19 protein-coding genes and 1 tRNA gene are annotated in these 16,378 nt (G+C 73.3%); 11 read left to right on the top strand and 9 right to left on the bottom strand.

What is annotated here, in order from left to right:
* Positions 1 to 21 precede the first annotated feature (21 nt).
* Complete coding sequence (locus tag VGP36_17790) at positions 22 to 519, top strand: GNAT family N-acetyltransferase (GenBank protein ID HEV7656568.1); 498 nt, start codon at positions 22 to 24, stop codon at positions 517 to 519.
* A 35-nt stretch (positions 520 to 554) separates the two neighbouring features.
* Positions 555 to 758 carry a hypothetical protein gene (locus VGP36_17785; GenBank protein HEV7656567.1) on the top strand — a complete coding sequence of 68 codons (204 nt, stop codon included), beginning with the start codon at positions 555 to 557 and terminating at the stop codon, positions 756 to 758.
* Positions 759 to 784: 26 nt separating this feature from the next.
* On the opposite strand, the gene VGP36_17780 is transcribed toward VGP36_17785, so the two are convergent.
* From VGP36_17780 to VGP36_17770, 3 genes are read right to left on the bottom strand one after another with little or no spacing between them, the layout of a single operon-like run.
* Positions 785 to 1,753, bottom strand: a complete 969-nt coding sequence (locus tag VGP36_17780) for a threo-3-hydroxy-L-aspartate ammonia-lyase (protein HEV7656566.1) — start codon at positions 1,751 to 1,753, stop codon at positions 785 to 787.
* A gap of 14 nt (positions 1,754 to 1,767) precedes the next feature.
* Positions 1,768 to 2,424: an alpha/beta fold hydrolase gene (locus VGP36_17775; GenBank protein ID HEV7656565.1), complete on the bottom strand. Its 657-nt coding sequence runs from the start codon at positions 2,422 to 2,424 to the stop codon at positions 1,768 to 1,770.
* Between the two features lie 48 nt (positions 2,425 to 2,472).
* Positions 2,473 to 2,817 carry a VOC family protein gene (locus VGP36_17770; protein ID HEV7656564.1) on the bottom strand — a complete coding sequence of 115 codons (345 nt, stop codon included), beginning with the start codon at positions 2,815 to 2,817 and terminating at the stop codon, positions 2,473 to 2,475.
* Positions 2,818 to 2,883: 66 nt separating this feature from the next.
* Between VGP36_17770 and VGP36_17765 the strand changes: the two genes are divergently transcribed.
* Positions 2,884 to 2,957, top strand: a tRNA-Ile gene (locus VGP36_17765).
* A 520-nt stretch (positions 2,958 to 3,477) separates the two neighbouring features.
* Here the strand turns inward: VGP36_17765 and VGP36_17760 are convergent.
* Both VGP36_17760 and VGP36_17755 read right to left on the bottom strand, forming a co-directional pair.
* Positions 3,478 to 3,966, bottom strand: coding sequence for a hypothetical protein (locus tag VGP36_17760; protein HEV7656563.1), 489 nt, complete (start codon positions 3,964 to 3,966; stop codon positions 3,478 to 3,480).
* The gene (locus tag VGP36_17755; protein ID HEV7656562.1) at positions 3,963 to 4,307 is read right to left on the bottom strand and encodes a hypothetical protein; all 345 of its coding nucleotides are present in this window, start codon (positions 4,305 to 4,307) and stop codon (positions 3,963 to 3,965) included. Before VGP36_17755 ends, VGP36_17760 begins: the two co-directional genes overlap by 4 nt.
* A 991-nt stretch (positions 4,308 to 5,298) precedes the next feature.
* Between VGP36_17755 and VGP36_17750 the strand changes: the two genes are divergently transcribed.
* The 8 genes from VGP36_17750 to VGP36_17715 all read left to right on the top strand — a co-directional run bounded on the left by VGP36_17750 (position 5,299) and on the right by VGP36_17715 (position 13,189).
* Positions 5,299 to 6,045, top strand: a complete 747-nt coding sequence (locus VGP36_17750) for an IclR family transcriptional regulator (GenBank protein ID HEV7656561.1) — start codon at positions 5,299 to 5,301, stop codon at positions 6,043 to 6,045.
* Between the two features lie 96 nt (positions 6,046 to 6,141).
* Positions 6,142 to 6,942, top strand: coding sequence for an ABC transporter ATP-binding protein (locus tag VGP36_17745; protein HEV7656560.1), 801 nt, complete (start codon positions 6,142 to 6,144; stop codon positions 6,940 to 6,942).
* On the top strand, positions 6,939 to 7,652 hold the full coding sequence (locus tag VGP36_17740; GenBank protein HEV7656559.1) for an ABC transporter ATP-binding protein: 714 nt from the start codon (positions 6,939 to 6,941) through the stop codon (positions 7,650 to 7,652). The genes VGP36_17745 and VGP36_17740 overlap by 4 nt, the downstream gene beginning before the upstream one ends.
* Before the next feature lies 1 nt (position 7,653).
* Complete coding sequence (locus VGP36_17735) at positions 7,654 to 8,532, top strand: branched-chain amino acid ABC transporter permease (GenBank protein HEV7656558.1); 879 nt, start codon at positions 7,654 to 7,656, stop codon at positions 8,530 to 8,532.
* Positions 8,529 to 9,572 carry a branched-chain amino acid ABC transporter permease gene (locus tag VGP36_17730; protein ID HEV7656557.1) on the top strand — a complete coding sequence of 348 codons (1,044 nt, stop codon included), beginning with the start codon at positions 8,529 to 8,531 and terminating at the stop codon, positions 9,570 to 9,572. Before VGP36_17735 ends, VGP36_17730 begins: the two co-directional genes overlap by 4 nt.
* Positions 9,556 to 10,800 carry an ABC transporter substrate-binding protein gene (locus VGP36_17725; GenBank protein HEV7656556.1) on the top strand — a complete coding sequence of 415 codons (1,245 nt, stop codon included), beginning with the start codon at positions 9,556 to 9,558 and terminating at the stop codon, positions 10,798 to 10,800. Before VGP36_17730 ends, VGP36_17725 begins: the two co-directional genes overlap by 17 nt.
* A gap of 62 nt (positions 10,801 to 10,862) precedes the next feature.
* Positions 10,863 to 11,666, top strand: a complete 804-nt coding sequence (locus VGP36_17720) for an IclR family transcriptional regulator C-terminal domain-containing protein (GenBank protein HEV7656555.1) — start codon at positions 10,863 to 10,865, stop codon at positions 11,664 to 11,666.
* Between the two features lie 263 nt (positions 11,667 to 11,929).
* On the top strand, positions 11,930 to 13,189 hold the full coding sequence (locus VGP36_17715; protein HEV7656554.1) for an MFS transporter: 1,260 nt from the start codon (positions 11,930 to 11,932) through the stop codon (positions 13,187 to 13,189).
* A gap of 100 nt (positions 13,190 to 13,289) precedes the next feature.
* Here the strand turns inward: VGP36_17715 and VGP36_17710 are convergent, their stop codons facing one another.
* From VGP36_17710 to VGP36_17695, 4 genes are all read right to left on the bottom strand, one after another.
* Positions 13,290 to 13,829 carry a hypothetical protein gene (locus VGP36_17710; protein ID HEV7656553.1) on the bottom strand — a complete coding sequence of 180 codons (540 nt, stop codon included), beginning with the start codon at positions 13,827 to 13,829 and terminating at the stop codon, positions 13,290 to 13,292.
* A 147-nt stretch (positions 13,830 to 13,976) separates the two neighbouring features.
* Positions 13,977 to 14,165 (bottom strand): hypothetical protein, encoded by a 189-nt coding sequence (locus VGP36_17705; protein ID HEV7656552.1) that lies wholly within the window; start codon positions 14,163 to 14,165, stop codon positions 13,977 to 13,979.
* Positions 14,166 to 14,703: 538 nt separating this feature from the next.
* Positions 14,704 to 15,933, bottom strand: coding sequence for a hypothetical protein (locus tag VGP36_17700; protein HEV7656551.1), 1,230 nt, complete (start codon positions 15,931 to 15,933; stop codon positions 14,704 to 14,706).
* 263 nt (positions 15,934 to 16,196) lie between these two features.
* On the bottom strand, positions 16,197 to 16,378 hold a 182-nt coding region (locus VGP36_17695), incomplete at its 5' end, for a DapH/DapD/GlmU-related protein (GenBank protein ID HEV7656550.1).

Genomic DNA, 16,378 nt, shown 5'->3' with positions numbered 1-16,378 from the left:
CCGGTGTGCAACGGTCGGATCGTGCCGACCGTACGGATAGTGCAGCTGGACGCCGCCGCCCTGCGCGCGCTGGCGACCGGGGAACCGCCGGTGACCAGCCCGGTTCCGCTCACCGAGCACCTGATGGGGCCCGAGCACCGGTCGCTCTGGCAGCGGCGCGACCGGCAGGTGACCGGGAACCCGGGCGATGCCGCCTGGGTGACCGGCGTCGTCTGGGATCCCGAGCGCGAGGTCTCGGTGGGCCGGGCCGGGTTCCACGGCCCGCCGGACGAGCGCGGGATGGTCGAGGTCGGGTACGCGATCGACCCCGCGTACCGGCGCCGCGGCTACGGCCGGGCCGTGCTCGCCGCCCTGCTGGAGCGGGCCGCCCGGGAGCCGGCCGTGACCGTGGTCCGGGCCTCGATCAGTCCGGACAACACCGCGTCCCGGGCGCTCGCGGCCGGATTCGGCTTCGAGCCGGTGGGGGAGCAGTGGGACGACGAGGACGGCCTGGAGACCGTCCACGAACGACCCGCCTGACGCGCATCCGGGGCCGGGATGGGATCATCTCGCCCGTGAGTGCCATCTCGGGACCCGTACCGACCGGGCTGCGGCTCGCGTTCGTCGTGCTGACCGTGGCGGCGATCGCCCTCGCCGTGTTCGCGGCGGTCCGCGGCGTCTGGTTCCTCACCGTGATCTGCGGGCTGTTCGCGGTCCTCAACCTCGGCGTGCTGTGGACGACCCGGTCGCGCCGGGCGCCGGCCGCGAGCGCTGACTGACTCGCCGGCGGCGTCCTGGCCGGGCGTCAGCCGCCGGCTGATCCGCCCGACACCAGCTCCGCGAACCGGTCCGCGCCGACGTTCCCGCCGGACAGCGTGACGCCCACCCGCTTGCCCGCGATATCAGGAATGTGTCCACTGAGGACGGCCGCGAGCGCGGTCGCCCCGCTCGGCTCCAGCACCACCTTCATCCGCTCGAAGACCAGCACCATCGTCGCGACGATCTCCTCGTCGGTGACGGTCACGACGTCCTCGACCAGCCGCTGGATGATCGGGAAGGTCAGCTCGCCGGGGGAGGTCGTCTGCTGCCCGTCGGCGATCGTGCGCGGCACCGGGATCGTGACCCGGTGGCCGGCCCGCAGCGACTGCCGGACGTCGTCGCCGGCCTCGGGCTCGACCCCGATGACGCGGGTGTTCCCCAGCGCTGCGGTTGCGGTGGCGCAGCCGGCGATCAGCCCGCCGCCGCCCACACAGACGACCAGCACATCGAGCGGCCCGTCGTCCTCGATCAGCTCCAGCGCCACCGTGCCCTGGCCCGCGATCACGTCGGCATGGTCGTACGGCGGGATCAGCGTGCGGCCGCGCTCGGCAGCCAGGTCGGAGCCGAGGTCCTCGCGGTGCTGGGTGTAGCGGTCGTACCGGACCAGTTCGGCGCCGTACCCGGCCGTCGCCGCGGCCTTGCTCGTGGGCGCGTCGTGCGGCATCACGATCGTCGCCGGGATCCCGTGCAGCTTCGCCGCCAGCGCGATGGCCTGCGCGTGGTTGCCCGAGGAGTACGTCAGCACGCCGCGGGCCCGGGTCTCCGGATCCAGCGCCGCGATCGCGTTGTACGCGCCGCGGAACTTGAACGTGCCCACCCGCTGGAAGCACTCGGCCTTGGCCAGCACGGTCGCGCCGGTCCGTTCGTCCAGGGTCCGGGAGGTCAGCACCGGCGTGCGGTGCGCGACCCCCGTCAGCCGACCCGCCGCCGTCCGTACGTCCTCGATGCTCACCACGGCAGCAGTCTGCCTCAGCGGTCCAGCAGCGCCGCGACCTCCTCCGGCCGGGACACGTGCGGGCAGTGCCCGCCGGGGACCTCGATCGCGTCCGTGTCGAGCCGTTCCGTGGCCACCCGCCGCATCCACTCCGGCGTCAGCGTCCGGTCCTCGACCGGCAGCACGTACGTGCTCGGCGGCAGACCGGTGGTCGGCGCGGTCGCCGCGAACACCGTCCGCGGATTCCAGAGTCGCGTTGTGGACAGTGCCCAGCGCAGCGTCTCCAGATCGCAGTCATGGAAGAGGAAGTACGCCGTCTCGGCCGGTTCCTCCTCCAGGCCGGCGGTCCAGGTCCGCCACTCGGTGCCGAACATGCCCGGGTCGGCGCCGGCCTCGTCCAGCACGCTGCGTCCCGGATCGGGGACGACCGCGGCCAGCCAGGCGATGTGCCGCGCTCCGGTGGCGGCGGCGATCGCCGGCGCCAGCGCTCCGGCGGCGGAGTGCACGACCAGCACCGGCTCGGTCAGCCCGCTCTGCCGGGCCTCCCCGGCGTACTCCGCGGCCGTCCACTCCGGACGGTCGCCCGCCAGGTCGAGCGCGACCGTACGGTGACCGCGGCCGGCGAGCGCCGCCGCCAGCCGGTCGTACCCGCGCGGGGACTGGGTGCTGCCGTGCACGAGCAGGAAATCCATGCCCGTCAGCCTGCTCGACCGTCCCGGGTGGACACCAGGGTTGTTCGCTCAGCGCAGGATGCAGAACTCATTTCCCTCGGGGTCGGCGAGCACCACGAACGGGTCGTCGTCCCGCTGGCCCACGTCGGCCCGCGTCGCCCCGAGCGCGAGCACCCGCTCGACCTCCGCCGCCACGTCGTCGGTCCGCAGGTCCGGGTGCGCGGGGTTCTTGCCCCGCTTCGGCCCGCCGCTCGGCTGCAACCAGACGGTCGGCTCGCCCCCACCCGGCGGGCGCAGGTGTGTGGTGCCGTCCGGATCGGTGTCGATCTCGTACCCGAGCACCGCCGACCAGAACTCCGCCATCCGCCCGACGTCCCGCACGTCGAGCGTCCACTGTGCGAACCTGCTCGTCACCGCTGACACACCTCCACCCGTCCGACCCCGCCCGATCTACCCACTACGCTGGGATCCAGCACACCCGGGGCGGTAGCTCAGCCGGTCAGAGCAGCGGACTCATAATCCGTCGGTCGTGGGTTCGAGCCCCACCCGCCCCACCCAGGTCACGGCCGCGGGTCACCGTCCAACCACCCGTTCGTGGAATCAATCGTGGTGCCGTCCGCCGTCGTTGGTCCGGTGCCCCTCCGGCTGTGTCGTCGCCTTGTCGCCGGTGCCTTCGCGCAAGGCGGCGGGGGAGTGACCTGCCGTCAGGTGCCAAGCTGCGACGGGCGTCTGCCGCCGCCGACCACCCGCGGAGGGTACGAGCAACGGCCCGCCACTGATTTACTCACATGCCGAGAAGAGTGCATTCGCAAAGGCCACAACGCCGGCCGCCACGGCCGGCAGGAGGCAAGCGATCACTCGATGGCCGTATCGGGGACTGTTGCATTGAGCGATCGTTGGTGATCTTCACCGGAGATCTTCCCGCGGATCGCCTGCAGCGCCATCCGATGCTGGTCTTCGGAGCCTCCAAAGGTCCGACGAACGGCTTCGGACTCCGTCTCGCAGACCGGCTGACCGGCTGACCGGTCAAGATCGCGCGGGATCGCTCAATGCACTTAATGCAACAGTCCCGGTTCAGCCGGGTGTAGCTGGCCGCCAGCGCACGGTCGGCGTACGCCCGGGCCGCCGGGTCCCCGCGCGGTCGGCCGCGTCCGCGGCGGCGTGCCAGGTTGTCAGCGAGTGCTGCCACTCCCCGCGGCGGCGGAGGAACTGGCCGAGATCCCAGGCCAGCAGCCAGGTCTGCGCGTCGGTGGCCGGCTCGAAGCAGGCGAGCAGCACGGCGTGCTCGGCGGTCAGCCAGCCGACCGCGGCCCGCTCGTCGACCAGCTCCACCGGTTCCGCCGGCCCGGGAACCAGGACCGTCGGCGGGACCCGCCCGGGATAGAGCAGCTCGGCGGCGGCGTGCGCGGTCCGTACGTAGTGGTCGAGGACCCGGGCGAGCGCGGCCCGCCGTTCGGGCTCCGGGTCGACGGAGCGGGCGGTGTCGGCCGCGTACGCGCGCAGCACGTCGTGGCAGGAGTACCGGCCGGGGACGTGCTCGGTCAGCAGGTTGCTGCGGCTCAACTCGGCCAGCGCCGACCGGACCGCGGGCAGCGGCAGGCCAGCCGAGCCGCGGCGGCGACCGCGACGTCCGGGCCTGGATGCACGCCGACCAGCCGGAACAGCCGGGGCGCCGGCCTGCTGAGGGCCGCGTACAACCAGGAGAAGACCGCGCGGACCCGGGCGGCGTCCTCACCGGCGTCGAGGGCGTCCAGCCGGTCCTCGGCCAGGGCCAGGTCGGTCGCCACCGCGGCGAGGCTGAAGCCGGGCCTGGTGGCGGTCCGGGCGGCGGCGATCGTCAGCGCGAGCGGCACCCGGGCGCACCGCTCGAGGATGTCGTCGACGGCCGCGGGCTCGGCCGCCACCCGGGCGAGACCGAGCCGGCGGGCGAGCAGGCTCCCGGGCCTCCACAGTGGACAGCAGGTCCAGCGGGACCGGGCGGGCGCCGTCGGTGGCGACCAGAGCGGTGAGCTGGTTGCGGCTGGTCACCACGACGACCGCCGTCGGCGAACCGGGCAGCAGCGGCCGGACCTGCTCGGCGTCGCGGGCGTTGTCGAGCACGATCAGGACGCGGCGGCCGTGCAGGGTGTTGCGGTAGAGCGCGGCCCGGGCGTACGTGCCGGCCGGGACGGTCGCGGTCGGTACACCGAGGCCGTCGAGGAATCCGCGCAGGACGTCGGCCGGCTCGGCGGGCCGGCCCGGGAGCCGCGTGCGAACAGCAGGCGGTCTCCGCCGAGCCGCAGCTCGACCCGGTCGTCCAGGCGGCCGAGTACTCGCCGACGAATCGGGCGAGCGCGGGCCGATCGGCGGCGATCGGCGCGCCGGCGGCCGGCGGTCCGGCCCGGGCCAGTCCGCCCGCGCCCCGCGACGTGGTCGACGAACTGGCGCGTGAGCGCAGTCGGCAGCGAGTGGTCGAAGGAGTTGGTGAGCACCACCACCCCGACGGACAGCTCGGGGATCCAGCACAGCTGGGTCTGGAAGCCGAAGCCGGATCCGCCGTGGTGCAGGACGGGCACTCCGGGCGGCTACGTCGAGGTATACGCCGAGCCCGTAGCCGCGCCGCTGACCCGGCTCGGCGTACGGCAACCGGTACTGCTCGGCGATCAGCTCGGGCGCGAGCAGCGGGGCCCCGGACCGCAGGTGCAGTCCCAGGAAGCGCAGGGCGTCGGCCACGCTGGTGTAGAGGCCGGAGATCCTCGTCGGTCATTTCGCGGCGCTCCCGTCGACTTACGATGACCGGAAGTGCCATTGTCCCGTCCCGTCGGATTCGGCGCCGGCGGGGCGGGGGGTGGTCGGACGCCTCGGTGCGCGCGGAAGCGCGGGGAAGGCGGGACTCCAGCCGTGACAGGCGAGTCAGTGCTCAGGCGCGCTCTGCAGGTGCTCGCCTGCTTCGACGCCGACCACGTCACTTTGAGCCTCGCCGAGCTGACCGAGCGCGCCGGCCTGCCGCAGAGCACCGCGTACCGGCACGTGCTGGACCTGGTCGCGTGGGGGGCGCTGACCCGGGTGCCCGGCGGCTACCAGGTCGGTGACCGGCTGGCCGAGCTCGCCCGCTGCCGGCCGAGCCACCAGAGCCTGCGTGAGCTGGCCCGACCGCACCTGGAGGACCTGTTCGAGGCCGGCCGGCACCACGTCCAGCTCGCGGTGCGGGACGGCGCCGACGCGGTCTACGTCGACTTCCTCCCCGCCCGCAACACCGTCGCCGTACGGACCCGGGTCGGTGGCCGGCTGCCGCTCGCCGCCACCGGGGTAGGCCTCGTGCTGCTCGCCTTCCTGCCCGAGCGCGAGATCGACGAAGTGCTGGCCCGGCCGGTGGCCACGTTCACGCCGAAAACGCTGGTCTCGCCGTACGAGATCCGGCGGCTGCTCGGGGAGGTGCGCCGCTCCGGGGTCGCGATCAGCGACGGCCAGATCACCGCGGACGCCTACTCGGTGGCGGCGCCGGTACGGGACCGGCACGGGGCCGTGGTCGCCGCGGTCTCGGTGGTGGTGCCGGCGAACCTCCCCCACCGGGGCACCTGGATCCCGGCCGTCCGGATGGCCGCCCGGGCGGTGAGCCGGGAGTTGGCCGAGCACTCGACCGATCAGCTGTACTCCCGTTGAGCGGGAGTGGCGGTCACGAAACCGTCACCAGCCGTTGACCGGTTAGCAACGGGCCTCCCATAGTCCGCGCCAGGCGGACTGCGCACGACCGTTCGGATGGTGCACACGGAGGTGGCGATGATCGCGACCACGCCGCTGCTCGCACTGCACGACGTCAGCCTGGTCTTCGGCGGCGTGCACGCCCTGCGCGACGTGTCCTTCGCGGTCGCGGACGGCACGATCTGCGGGCTGGTCGGGCCGAACGGGGCCGGCAAGACGTCGCTGTTCAACTGCATCTGCGGCTTCTACCTGCCGACCGCGGGCCGGATCGAGCTCCGCGGCCGGCCCATCACCCGGCGGGCGCCGCACTCGCTGGCCGCCCTCGGCATCGCCCGTACGTTCCAGCACCCGGTGCTGCAGCGCGACCGTACGGTGCTCGACAACGTCCTCGTCGGCGGGCACAGCACGGTCGCCGCCGGCCCGGTCCGGTACGCGCTGCGCCTCGGCGTCCGCCGGGCCGAACGCGACCTGGCCGACCGGGCCCGCGAACTGCTGGGCTACCTGGGCATCGACGGGCTGGCCGCCCTCCCGGCCGGGCGGCTGTCGTACGGCCAGCAGAAGCGGGTGGAGCTGGCCCGCGCTCTGATGTCCCGGCCGGCGCTGCTGCTGCTGGACGAGCTGGCCTCCGGGCTCACCCACTCCGAGGTGCTGGACCTGGCCGAGCAGATCCGGCGGATCCGCGCTGACCGGGACGTCAGCATCGTGCTGGTGGAGCACCACATGGGCATGGTCGCCGCGGTCACCGACACCGTCGTGGCGCTGGTCCAGGGCGAGAAGGTGGCCGAGGGCAGTGCGGCCGAGGTGCAGCGGCATCCGGTCGTGGTCGAGGCCTACCTCGGCGGGGGAGCGGCCGCGTGACCGCGATCCTGGAGGTCGAGGGGCTGGTCGCCGGGTACGGCGAGGGCGAGGTCCTGCACGGCCTGGACCTGACCGTCGCCGACGGCGGCACCACCGCGCTGCTGGGCGCCAACGGGTCGGGCAAGACGACGACCCTGCGCGCGATCACCGGCATGATCGCCCGCCGCGGCACCGTCCGGTTCGCGGGCCGGGACATCGGCACCCGGTCCGCCGACGCGATCGCCCGGCTCGGCGTCGCCCACGTGCCGCAGGGCCGGGGCACCTTCACCCGCCTGTCCGTACGGGACAACCTGATGGTCGGCGCGCTGCGCCGGCGCGACCGCACGGCCGTCCGGACCGACCTGCGCCGCTGCCTGGACCTGTTCCCGGCGCTGGAGCGCCGCGCCGGAGGCCAGGCCGGTACCCTGTCCGGCGGCGAGCAGCAGATGCTCGCGGTCGCCCGCGCGGTGCTGACCCGGCCCCGGCTGATGCTGCTGGACGAGCCGTCGCTGGGTCTGGCCCCGGCGGTCACCGCCCAGCTGTTCGCGGTGCTCCCGGAGCTGCGCGACAGCTGGGGGATCTCGGTGCTGATCGTCGAACAGAACGCCACCCTCGCGCTGGGCCTGGCCGACCACGCCGTGGTCCTGGAGAACGGCGCCGTGGTGCTGTCCGGACCGGCCGCCGAGATCGCCGGGCACGCCGACGTCCGTCGCGCCTACCTGGGCACCTGACGTGCGGGTCCTCCAGCAGGTCGTCGACGGCATCACGTCCGGCTCGATCTACGGCGCGCTGGCGCTGGCCCTCGTGCTGGCCTACCGCGCCACCGGGCTGGTCAACTTCGCCCAGGGGCAACTGGCGACGCTGTCGGCGTACCTGGCCTTCTCCGCGGCCCGGGCGGGCGTGCCGGTGCTGCTCGCGATCGTGCTCGCCACCGTCGCCTCGGCCCTGCTCGGCGCCGCCCTGGAGCGCGGGCTGATCCGCCGCTTCGAGGGCGGCGACCAGCTGATCACGATCGTGGCCACGGTGGCCGTGCTGACCTGCGTCAACGGCGTCGTCAGCTGGATCTGGGGCGCCGACCTGAAGTCCTCGCCGGCGCTGTTCCCGCGGCGCGACCTGGCCGCGGGCGCGCTGCGGTTCACCGTCGCCGACGTCGGCGCCGTGGCCGTGCTGATCGCGGTGATCGCCGTGCTCACCGTCCTGTTCCGGTTCACCCGGCTCGGCCTGGCCCTGCGCGCGGTGGCGGACAACCCGGAGTCCAGCGCCCAGAGCGGCCTGCCGGTCAGCCGGCTGCTGATGGCGGGCTGGGGGCTGGCCGCGCTGATCGGCTCGATCGCCGGCTGCCTGGTCGCGCCGGCGATCTCGCTGCAGCCGAACATGATGGACGCGGTCCTGGTCTACGCCCTGGCTGCGGCCGTGCTCGGCGGCCTCGACAGCCCGCTGGGGGCGGTGGTCGCGGCCTGGATCATCGGCATCGTCCAGAACCTGGCCGGCACGTACGTCGACGTCATCGGTACGGACCTGCAGATCGTGGTGCCGCTGGCGCTGATGGCGGTGGTACTGCTGCTGCGGCCGCAGGGCCTGTTCGGGCGGCGCGAGGTGAGCCGGGTATGAGGCGCCCGCTGGCCTGGGCCCTGGGCGTCGCCGCGCTGGTCGTGCTGCTGGTCCTGCCGCTGTCGGCCCGGCCGTACGTCAACCTGCAGCTCACCCTCATCGCGACGTACGCCATCGCCATCCGCGGGCTGGACGTGCTGGCCGGGCACGCCGGGCAGGCGTCGCTGGGGCAGAGCGCGTTCTTCGGGCTGGGCGCCTACACCGCGGCCTACGCGTACGGGCACGACTGGCCGATCGTGGCGAGCCTGGCCGTCACGCTCGCGCTGGCCGGCGCGGTCGGGGCGGTGATCGCGGTGCCCGCGGTCCGGGTCCGCGGCTTCGCCTTCGGCATCATCACCCTGACCCTGCCGGTGGTCGCCGTCCCGCTGGCCACCCGGCTCAGCGACCTGACCGGCGGCTCCCAGGGCCAGGTCGTCACGGCCGGGGACGCGCCGGGCTGGACCGGGCTGGCCGACGACCAGTGGCACTACTACGTCGTGCTCGCCGCCGCCGCGACCACCTTCCTGCTGGTGCAGAACCTGCTGCGCGGGCGGGTCGGCCGGGCGCTGGACCTGCTCCGTACGGACGAGACGGTGGCGACCTCGACCGGCATCCCGGTCCGCCGGTACAAGGTGCTGGCGTTCACCGTCGCGGCCCTGTGCGGCGCGCTGGCCGGCTGGCTCTACCTCATCCCGGTCCAGTTCATCTCGCCCGACGCCCTGCGCCTGGACCTGTCGGTGTCGCTGCTGGTCGCGGCCGTCATCGGCGGGCTGCGCAGCCCGGTCGGCGCGGTCATCGGCGCCGCCTTCTACGTCCTGGTCCCCAACCTGACCGACAAGATCAGCCCGGGGCGCTCGTACCTGGTCTCCGGGGTCGTGCTGCTGCTCGTCCTGCTCTTCTTCCGCACCGGCGTCTCCGGCGGCCTGTCCGCGCTGGTACGCCGCGTCGCCGCGCGCTGGCGACCCCCGCCGTCCGACCGGGCGGACCCGACCGCCGCATCGTCTTCGCGCCGCCGCATCGGGCGCCAGACCCCAAGGAGAAGTCATGCGACCACGAGGTAAGGCCGTCCGCGTGCTCGGCGCGACGGCAGCCGTCGCGCTGCTGCTGAGCGCCTGCGGCCGATCCGACTCCGACGGCGGTGGGGGCGACTCGGCCGCGGCGGTGGGCATCACCGACAGCGAGATCGTGATCGGCTCCAGCTATCCGCTGTCCGGGCCGCTGGGCGCGAACGGGATCGCCGCCCAGGGCGCGGCCAGCTCGTACTTCGACTCGGTCAACGCGGCCGGCGGGGTGAAGATGGCCGACGGCAAGACCCGCAAGATCAAGTTCGTCTTCTACGACGACGGCTACAACCCGGCCAAGGCCGTCCAGAACTACTCCAAGCTCGTCGACTCCGACAAGGTCTTCGCCCTCTTCCAGACCTTCGGCACGGCCCCGAACATCGCCATCCAGAAGAAGGCCAACGCCGACGGCGTGCCGCAGGTCTTCGTGCACGCCGGGGACGCGCTGTTCAGCAACGCCCGGGACCAGAGCAAGTGGACGATCGGGTGGCAGCCGACGTACGAGTCGGAAGGGGTCGCGTACGGCAAGTACCTGGCCTCGCAGCAGAAGCCGCTGACCGTGGCCGTGCTGCGCCAGGCCGACACCCTGGGCGAGGTGTTCCTGCAGGGCATGCAGGAGGGAATCAAGGGCTCCCAGGTCACGGTGACGAAGGTGACCACCTACACGCCGACCGACTCCGACGTGAACAGCCAGATCTCCCAGCTGGCGGCGACGAAGGCGGACGCGCTGTTCATGGCCGTCGCGCTGCCGCCGCTGATGATCAGCGGCATCAACCACGCGTTCACGCTGGGCTGGAAGCCGACCATCTTCATGGCCAGCATGAGCTCCTCGATCAGCCAGGTCGTCGCGCCCGGGAAGCTGGCGAGCTACCCGAATCTCTACACCGCCTCCTTCGTCAAGGCCCCCGACGACCCGCAGTGGGCGAGCGACCCGGCCGTGTCGCAGATGAAGACGCAGATGAAGCAGTACGCCCCGGACGCCAACCCGGCGATCACCAACGCCCAGTGGGGCTACAGCGCCGCCACGGGCCTGGTCGAGGCGCTGAAGACGATGAAGGGGACCAGCCGGCAGGGGTTGATGGACGCGATCAACGCGCTGAAGAACACCCAGGTCGGGATCCTGCTGCCCGGGACCACCGTGGACGGGACCGACCAGCAGAACCCGCCGGTGCACGGCATCGAGGTGGAGCACTACACGAACGGGTCCTGGACGGTCCTGAAGTCGTAGCGGCTGCCGGCCGGCGGGGTGCGCCCCCGCCGGCCCTGCTCGAAGGCGAGGGCGGCGACGTGGTGGACCGTGAGGGAGCCAACCCGGACTTCGTCCAGTCGCTGGCGCGCGGGCTGGCGGTGATCCGCGCGTTCGACGACCGGAACCGGGCTCTGACCGTGAGCGACGCGGCCCGGCGGACCGGCCTGACCCGGGCGACCGCCCGGCGGCTGCTGCTCACGCTGGCCGAGCTCGGCTACACCGCCACCGACGGGCGGGTGTTCACCCTGCGCCCGCGGGTGCTGGAGCTCGGCTACGCCTACCTGTCCAGCGCCGGGCTGGCCGAGACCGCCCACCCGCACCTCGAGCGGCTGGTCGCGGCGGTGCACGAGTCGTCCTCGCTCTCGGTGCTGGACGACACCGAGATCACCTACGTCGCCCGGGTGTCGACCCGGCGGATCATGACCGTGGACATCGACGTCGGCGCCCGCTTTCCGGCGTACTGCACGTCGATGGGTCGGGTGTTGCTGGCCGGCCAGCCGGAGCGGTGGCTGGAGGACTACTACGCGCGGGTCACGCTGCGGCCGCTGACGGCCCGGACCGTCACCGACGTCGCCGCGCTGCGGGCCCTGGTCGGGCGCGCGGCGCGGGACGGGTGGGCGATCGTGGACCAGGAGCTCGAGCTCGGGCTGCGCTCGATCGCCGTCCCGATCCGGGACCGGGCCGGGGCGGTCGTGGCCGCGCTCAACGTGTCCGTGCACACCAGCCGCGGCGAGGTGGAGGAGGCGCGGGCGGAGCTGCTCGGACCGCTGCTGGCGACGGCGAGCGCGATCGAGTGCGACCTGACCACGGCCGCGCGCTCCCGGCTGACCTCAGTCCTGCCCTAGCTGGCCGCGCGCGCCCACCTCGTACGCCTCCCGGACCCAGCCGGCGAACCCGGCGTCCAGCGGCACTGTTGAATCGAGCCGTCGCCGGTGATCTTGACAGGAGATCCAACACGCCGGCTGGACCGAAAATCCTACGGTCAAGATCGGATGCGATGGCTCAATGCAACAGTCCCGGCGGACGGAGGCTCGAGAATTCGGCTGGGCCGCAGTTCTGGTCGAGGGCCCTGTGCTTCTCGCGATCTTGCCTCTGGTAGGTGTGGGTGATGGCCGGTGTGGCGGGAACCGCGGGGGGTCTGCGGGGCTGCCCCGGGTTCGGACCCTTCTGGGCTGCGGCCACCGTCTCGTCGTTCGGCACCTACGTCACGACGCTGGCCATCCAGGTGCTCGTCGTGCTCACGTTGGGCGGCGGAGCGGCCGAGGTGGGTCTGGTCAATGCGGCGCGGTGGCTGCCGTACCTGCTCTTCGGCGTGGTCGCAGGGGTGTTCGTCGATCGGGCCCGGCGGCGGCCGATCCTGGTGACCACGGACCTGGTGCGCGGCGTCCTGCTCGTCGCCATTCCGACGCTGGCGGTGACGCAGCACCTGTCGCTCGTCGTCCTGGTGACGTTCATGGCCATCTTCGGGTTGGCGTCGCTGGCCAACGACGCCGCCTCGCAGTCGTTCCTCCCTCGGCTCGTGCCGCCGCCGCTCCTCACCCAGGCCAACGCCAGGCTCGACCAGAGCGACGCCGTCGCGCAGACCTCGGGCCCGGCGCTCGCCGGTGGACTGGTCTCGCTGCTGACCGCGCCGTGGGCGGTCCTGGTCGACGCGGCCAGCTATCTCGCCTCCGGCCTGCTGCTGTTGCGGGTGCCGGTCACCGAGCCGCCGTCGCGGCGATTCTCGCTGCGCGGTGTCCGCGGTGAAGCGGTCGAAGGGCTTCGGTGGCTGTACCGCCACCGGACGCTCGGCCCGTACGCGCTGAGCGCGCACGGCTGGTTCCTGGTCAACGCGGTCGCCGGTGCGACGCTGCCGCTGTTCGCGCTCCGGACGCTCGACCTGAGCCCGTTCGGGTTCGGTCTGGCCCTCGCCGCAGGGGGTGCCGGCGGACTGCTCGGCGCGCTGAGCGCCACGGCTCTGGGCGCGCGGTTCGGTGCCGGGCGCATCGTCATCGCGAGCATCGTCGGCAACGGGATGGCGTGGGCGGTCATCGCCTCGGGCGGGCCCGGCGGGGGCGGTTGGGTCGTCTTCGGCGTCGGAGAGTTCCTGCTCGGGGTGACGATGGGCACGGCCAACGCCAACGAGATGGGCTACGGACAGTCGATCACCCCCGATCACCTGCAGGGGCGGTCAAACGCCACGAGGCGGTCGATCAACCGGGCGATGATCGTCATCGGAGCACCCCTGGGCGGCGTGCTCGCCGACGCGGTGGGTTACCGCCCCGTGCTGTACGCAGCCGCCGTGGGCTTCGGTCTGGTGTCGGCCAGCCTGGCCCTGAGCCCGTACCGGCACGCCCGCCTCGAGGACACAGCACCCGCGACCGGGTAGGCGACGGCCCCACCGGACCTGCCGTGCAGCGGCCCTACCGGATCTGCCGCCCTGCGCGCGGGACACGCGACTCTGCCGCTGGTCGCGTTCGGCGCGACGGTTAACTCGGGCGCGATGAGGTTGCCGAGGCGGTGCGGGTGGCCTCAATGAGGGTGGGGTCGGGGTCCGGGTCGGTGAACCGGGTGGCGGGATCGGGGTGGACGGCGAGGATCAGCGTGCCGTACGCGGTGATGGTCCAGCCGGGCGGTACCCGACCGGCCTCGTCGGTGGGCAGCACGACCGCGCCCAGGGCGGCGGGCAGGCCGTGCTCCTCCCGGTCGCGCTCGGCGAGCCCGGCGAGCCCGCCGAGCTCGGTCAGTGTGGCGTCGCAGGTGTGGGCCGCCGTGTCTCCGCCTCGCTTGACGAACCCGCGTACGGCCCAGGGCGCGCGGGCCAGCGGTTCGGTGACCGCGGCGAGCGACGCCCGCCAGTCGAAGGCGTCTGGGGTCGTCGCGCCGGCGCTGAACGACACGTGCGCCCGGCCCACGGACAGCTCGGCCTGCCGGTACGTCGCCCCCGACTGGGTGTAGAGCGAGCTGGACAGGGCTTTGATGCCGTACGGGGTCCAGCGGCGGGTGGCGAGCTCGAGCATCGGGCCCATCCGGTCTCCGGAGACCCAAGGCCACGAGCGTCCCGACGTCCAAGGCGCGTATCCGGCGTACTTCCTGGACTGCCGGCTCGCGATTCCCGGCACCCGGATCCATGTGCCACTTGTCGGCGAAGAAGGCCGGTCCCTCCTGGGTCGGGGTCACCCCGTAGTGGAAGTGCATGTAGTCGCCGGGTCGTCGTCCAGGTGCGGACCCTTGGCTTCGGCAGCGAGCGCGGCGATGGTGCGCGTCATCGCCTCCTCGATCGGGGCGCCGGTCCGGATGAGGAACGTGGTCTCGGGTGACTCGTCCGCCAGCTCGTCCGACGCCGACTGCCCTATCCGCGCCATGACGTTCCTCTCAGCCCACCGCCGGATCTTGAGCAGCAGACCGTACGCCAGCGTTCGAACTGGCCATATCCGTCCATGCCGCGCTGCGCGCGGGACGCGCGACCGTGCCGCGAGTTGCTCGGGTGGAGTCGGAGGGCTGGAACGATCAGGCTGTTGGTTGTTCCCGAGAGGCGTGGCGGACGGCCTCTTTGAGGTTGTCGTAGGCCGTTTCGACGGGGTCGGCGGACTTGGTCATCTCCGTACGGTTGATCGGTGGTCGCCGGTGGATACGGTGAGCACCGCGGGGTCGCCGAGGACTACGGCCTCGACTTCGGGAATCCTTTCCGCCTGGCGCGGCAGATCATCGAGGGCTGCGAGCTGCCGGTCGGTCCCATGTCGGTCAGCCCACCACCACTCGCTTGCTGCGCTCGGCCTTCCGTGGTCCGGACCCGGCCCCGGCAATCCGGGAGGCGGCTCTGCGCCAGGCCCGGCGATGGTGTCGACCGGCGCGGCCCGTCGGCTCCTCCCCGTGGGGAAGAGCCGGCGGGACGGGGGTCCGTCAGCTTCCGCTCGACACGACATTCACGCTGCCCGAGGCGATGGCCTGGGTGCCGATCCAGTACGCGATGATCGAGTCCGGACCCGGGTCGTTCATCACGATCTTGTTGCCGGTGATCGTGTCGTTCGGGTCGCCGCTGGCCAGCCCGATGTACGCGCTGACGTCGCCGAGCGAGTTGCCGTCGAAGTCCTTGCCGGTCACCGTGACGGTCAGCGGGGTGCCGGCCGTCCACTGGGTGGGCAGTGCGGGGGAGAACTGGATGGTGAAGCCGCTCAGCCACTCGACGACGATCGAGCCGTCGCCGGTGGACGGTGCGGTCTTGATCATCGGGCCGTACACGGCGGACGAGAGCATGGAGCCGCCCGCGCCGCCGCCCCCGCCGCCGCTGCCGGTGCCACCCGACCCGGCGGAGCCGCCGCCGCCGCCGTTCACGCCGCCCCCGCCGCCGCCGCCGGCCCCGTTGGCGCCGCCGGAGTACTTCGACGGGCTGCCGTTGTCGCCGGTCCCGCCGGCGGTGCCGGGCAGCTCGGCTCCGGGGCCGCCGGCCGGGCCGCCCTTGGAGGTGTAGAACTCGCCGTGGCTGCCGGCGCCGGCCGGCTGCCCGCCGTTGCCGCCGCCGCCACCGGCGACGTCGTCGCCGTCGGTTCCGGAGCCGAAGCCCCACGCGCCGGTGCCGCCGCCGCCGCCCGCGACCGCGACCGTGGTCCCGCTCACGGCGACCGTGCTGGCGGCGCCACCCCCGCCGGCGGGGCCGTTCGGACCGGCGGCGGTCCCCGAGCTGCCGCCGCCGTACGAGCCGCCCTGACCGCCCTGGCCGCTGCCCGTGCCGCCGTAGGCGCCCTGCTGGCCGACGGAGATCGTGACGGTCTGGCCCTGGGCGACGAGCGCGTAGCCGGAGACCTGGGCGCCCTTGCCGCCGGGCGCCGACCCGTTCTGGGCCGCCGCAGTGCCGCCGGCGCCGCCGGTCGCGACGAAACTGACCGCCTGCGCGCCGGCCGGGACGCTGAGTTGCACCGGCTGCCCATCGGTGTAGCCGTAGGTCGTCATCGGCGGCAGGTCGCCCACCGGACGGCCCGTGTCCAGCTCGTCGCGCTGGGCGGCGTCGCTGCCGCCCGCGGGCAGTGCCGCCGCCACTGCGGCGACGGCGACGACCGCCGCCGCCGCACCCACTATCCGCGTCCGCCGGGACCGGGTGAGCGCGCTGATCCGTGAGCCGATCGGGGAATTCATCGTGACCTCGCTATCGGGAGAGGAGCGCGACCTCGTCGCCGCGCGTCGCCCCGTGAGCGTCGCGGGGGGCGATGAAAGCGCCGTTCGACGCCGGTTCAACCGCGTTCGACTGCGTTCGACCGGGGCGCACCGCGCGCGACGCGGGCGCGCTACCCCGGGTCTTGTCAGACGGAACTGCTCTTGGCGGCCTGACCGTCGTCACCGACGCCGTTGTCGCAGTGGAGGGCCGTCCGGGAATCGCCGAAACACCATTGCGTCAGTGGTCACCAGTGGCGGCGCACGGTGGCCTTGGCGCCGGTCACCGGGCTCGCCGCCGGCACGTCGTCGGCCACGACCGCGCCGGCGGCGATCACGGCGTCGCGGCCGATGCTGACGCCGGGCAGGATCGTCGCGCCCGCGCCGATCCACACGTTCTCGGCCACGTCGATGGATGCGCCGGTGAGGT

The organism is Mycobacteriales bacterium (assembly GCA_035995165.1).
Lineage (GTDB): Bacteria > Actinomycetota > Actinomycetes > Mycobacteriales > CADCTP01 > CADCTP01.
The sequence above is the reverse complement of the archived record's forward strand: the minus strand, read 5'-3'. Positions and strand labels throughout refer to the sequence as shown.

What these genes read in the sequence shown, in the direction of transcription:
- VGP36_17775 (HEV7656565.1), bottom strand. Translation starts at nt 2,424, where the DNA reads ATGGATTTCCTGCTCGTGCACGGCAGCACCCAGTCCCCGCGCGGGTAC.
- VGP36_17745 (HEV7656560.1), top strand. Translation starts at nt 6,142, where the DNA reads ATGGTGCACACGGAGGTGGCGATGATCGCGACCACGCCGCTGCTCGCA.
- VGP36_17730 (HEV7656557.1), top strand. Translation starts at nt 8,529, where the DNA reads ATGAGGCGCCCGCTGGCCTGGGCCCTGGGCGTCGCCGCGCTGGTCGTG.
- VGP36_17725 (HEV7656556.1), top strand. Translation starts at nt 9,556, where the DNA reads ATGCGACCACGAGGTAAGGCCGTCCGCGTGCTCGGCGCGACGGCAGCC.
- VGP36_17715 (HEV7656554.1), top strand. Translation starts at nt 11,930, where the DNA reads ATGGCCGGTGTGGCGGGAACCGCGGGGGGTCTGCGGGGCTGCCCCGGG.
- VGP36_17710 (HEV7656553.1), bottom strand. Translation starts at nt 13,829, where the DNA reads ATGGGCCCGATGCTCGAGCTCGCCACCCGCCGCTGGACCCCGTACGGC.
- VGP36_17705 (HEV7656552.1), bottom strand. Translation starts at nt 14,165, where the DNA reads ATGGCGCGGATAGGGCAGTCGGCGTCGGACGAGCTGGCGGACGAGTCA.
- VGP36_17700 (HEV7656551.1), bottom strand. Translation starts at nt 15,933, where the DNA reads ATGAATTCCCCGATCGGCTCACGGATCAGCGCGCTCACCCGGTCCCGG.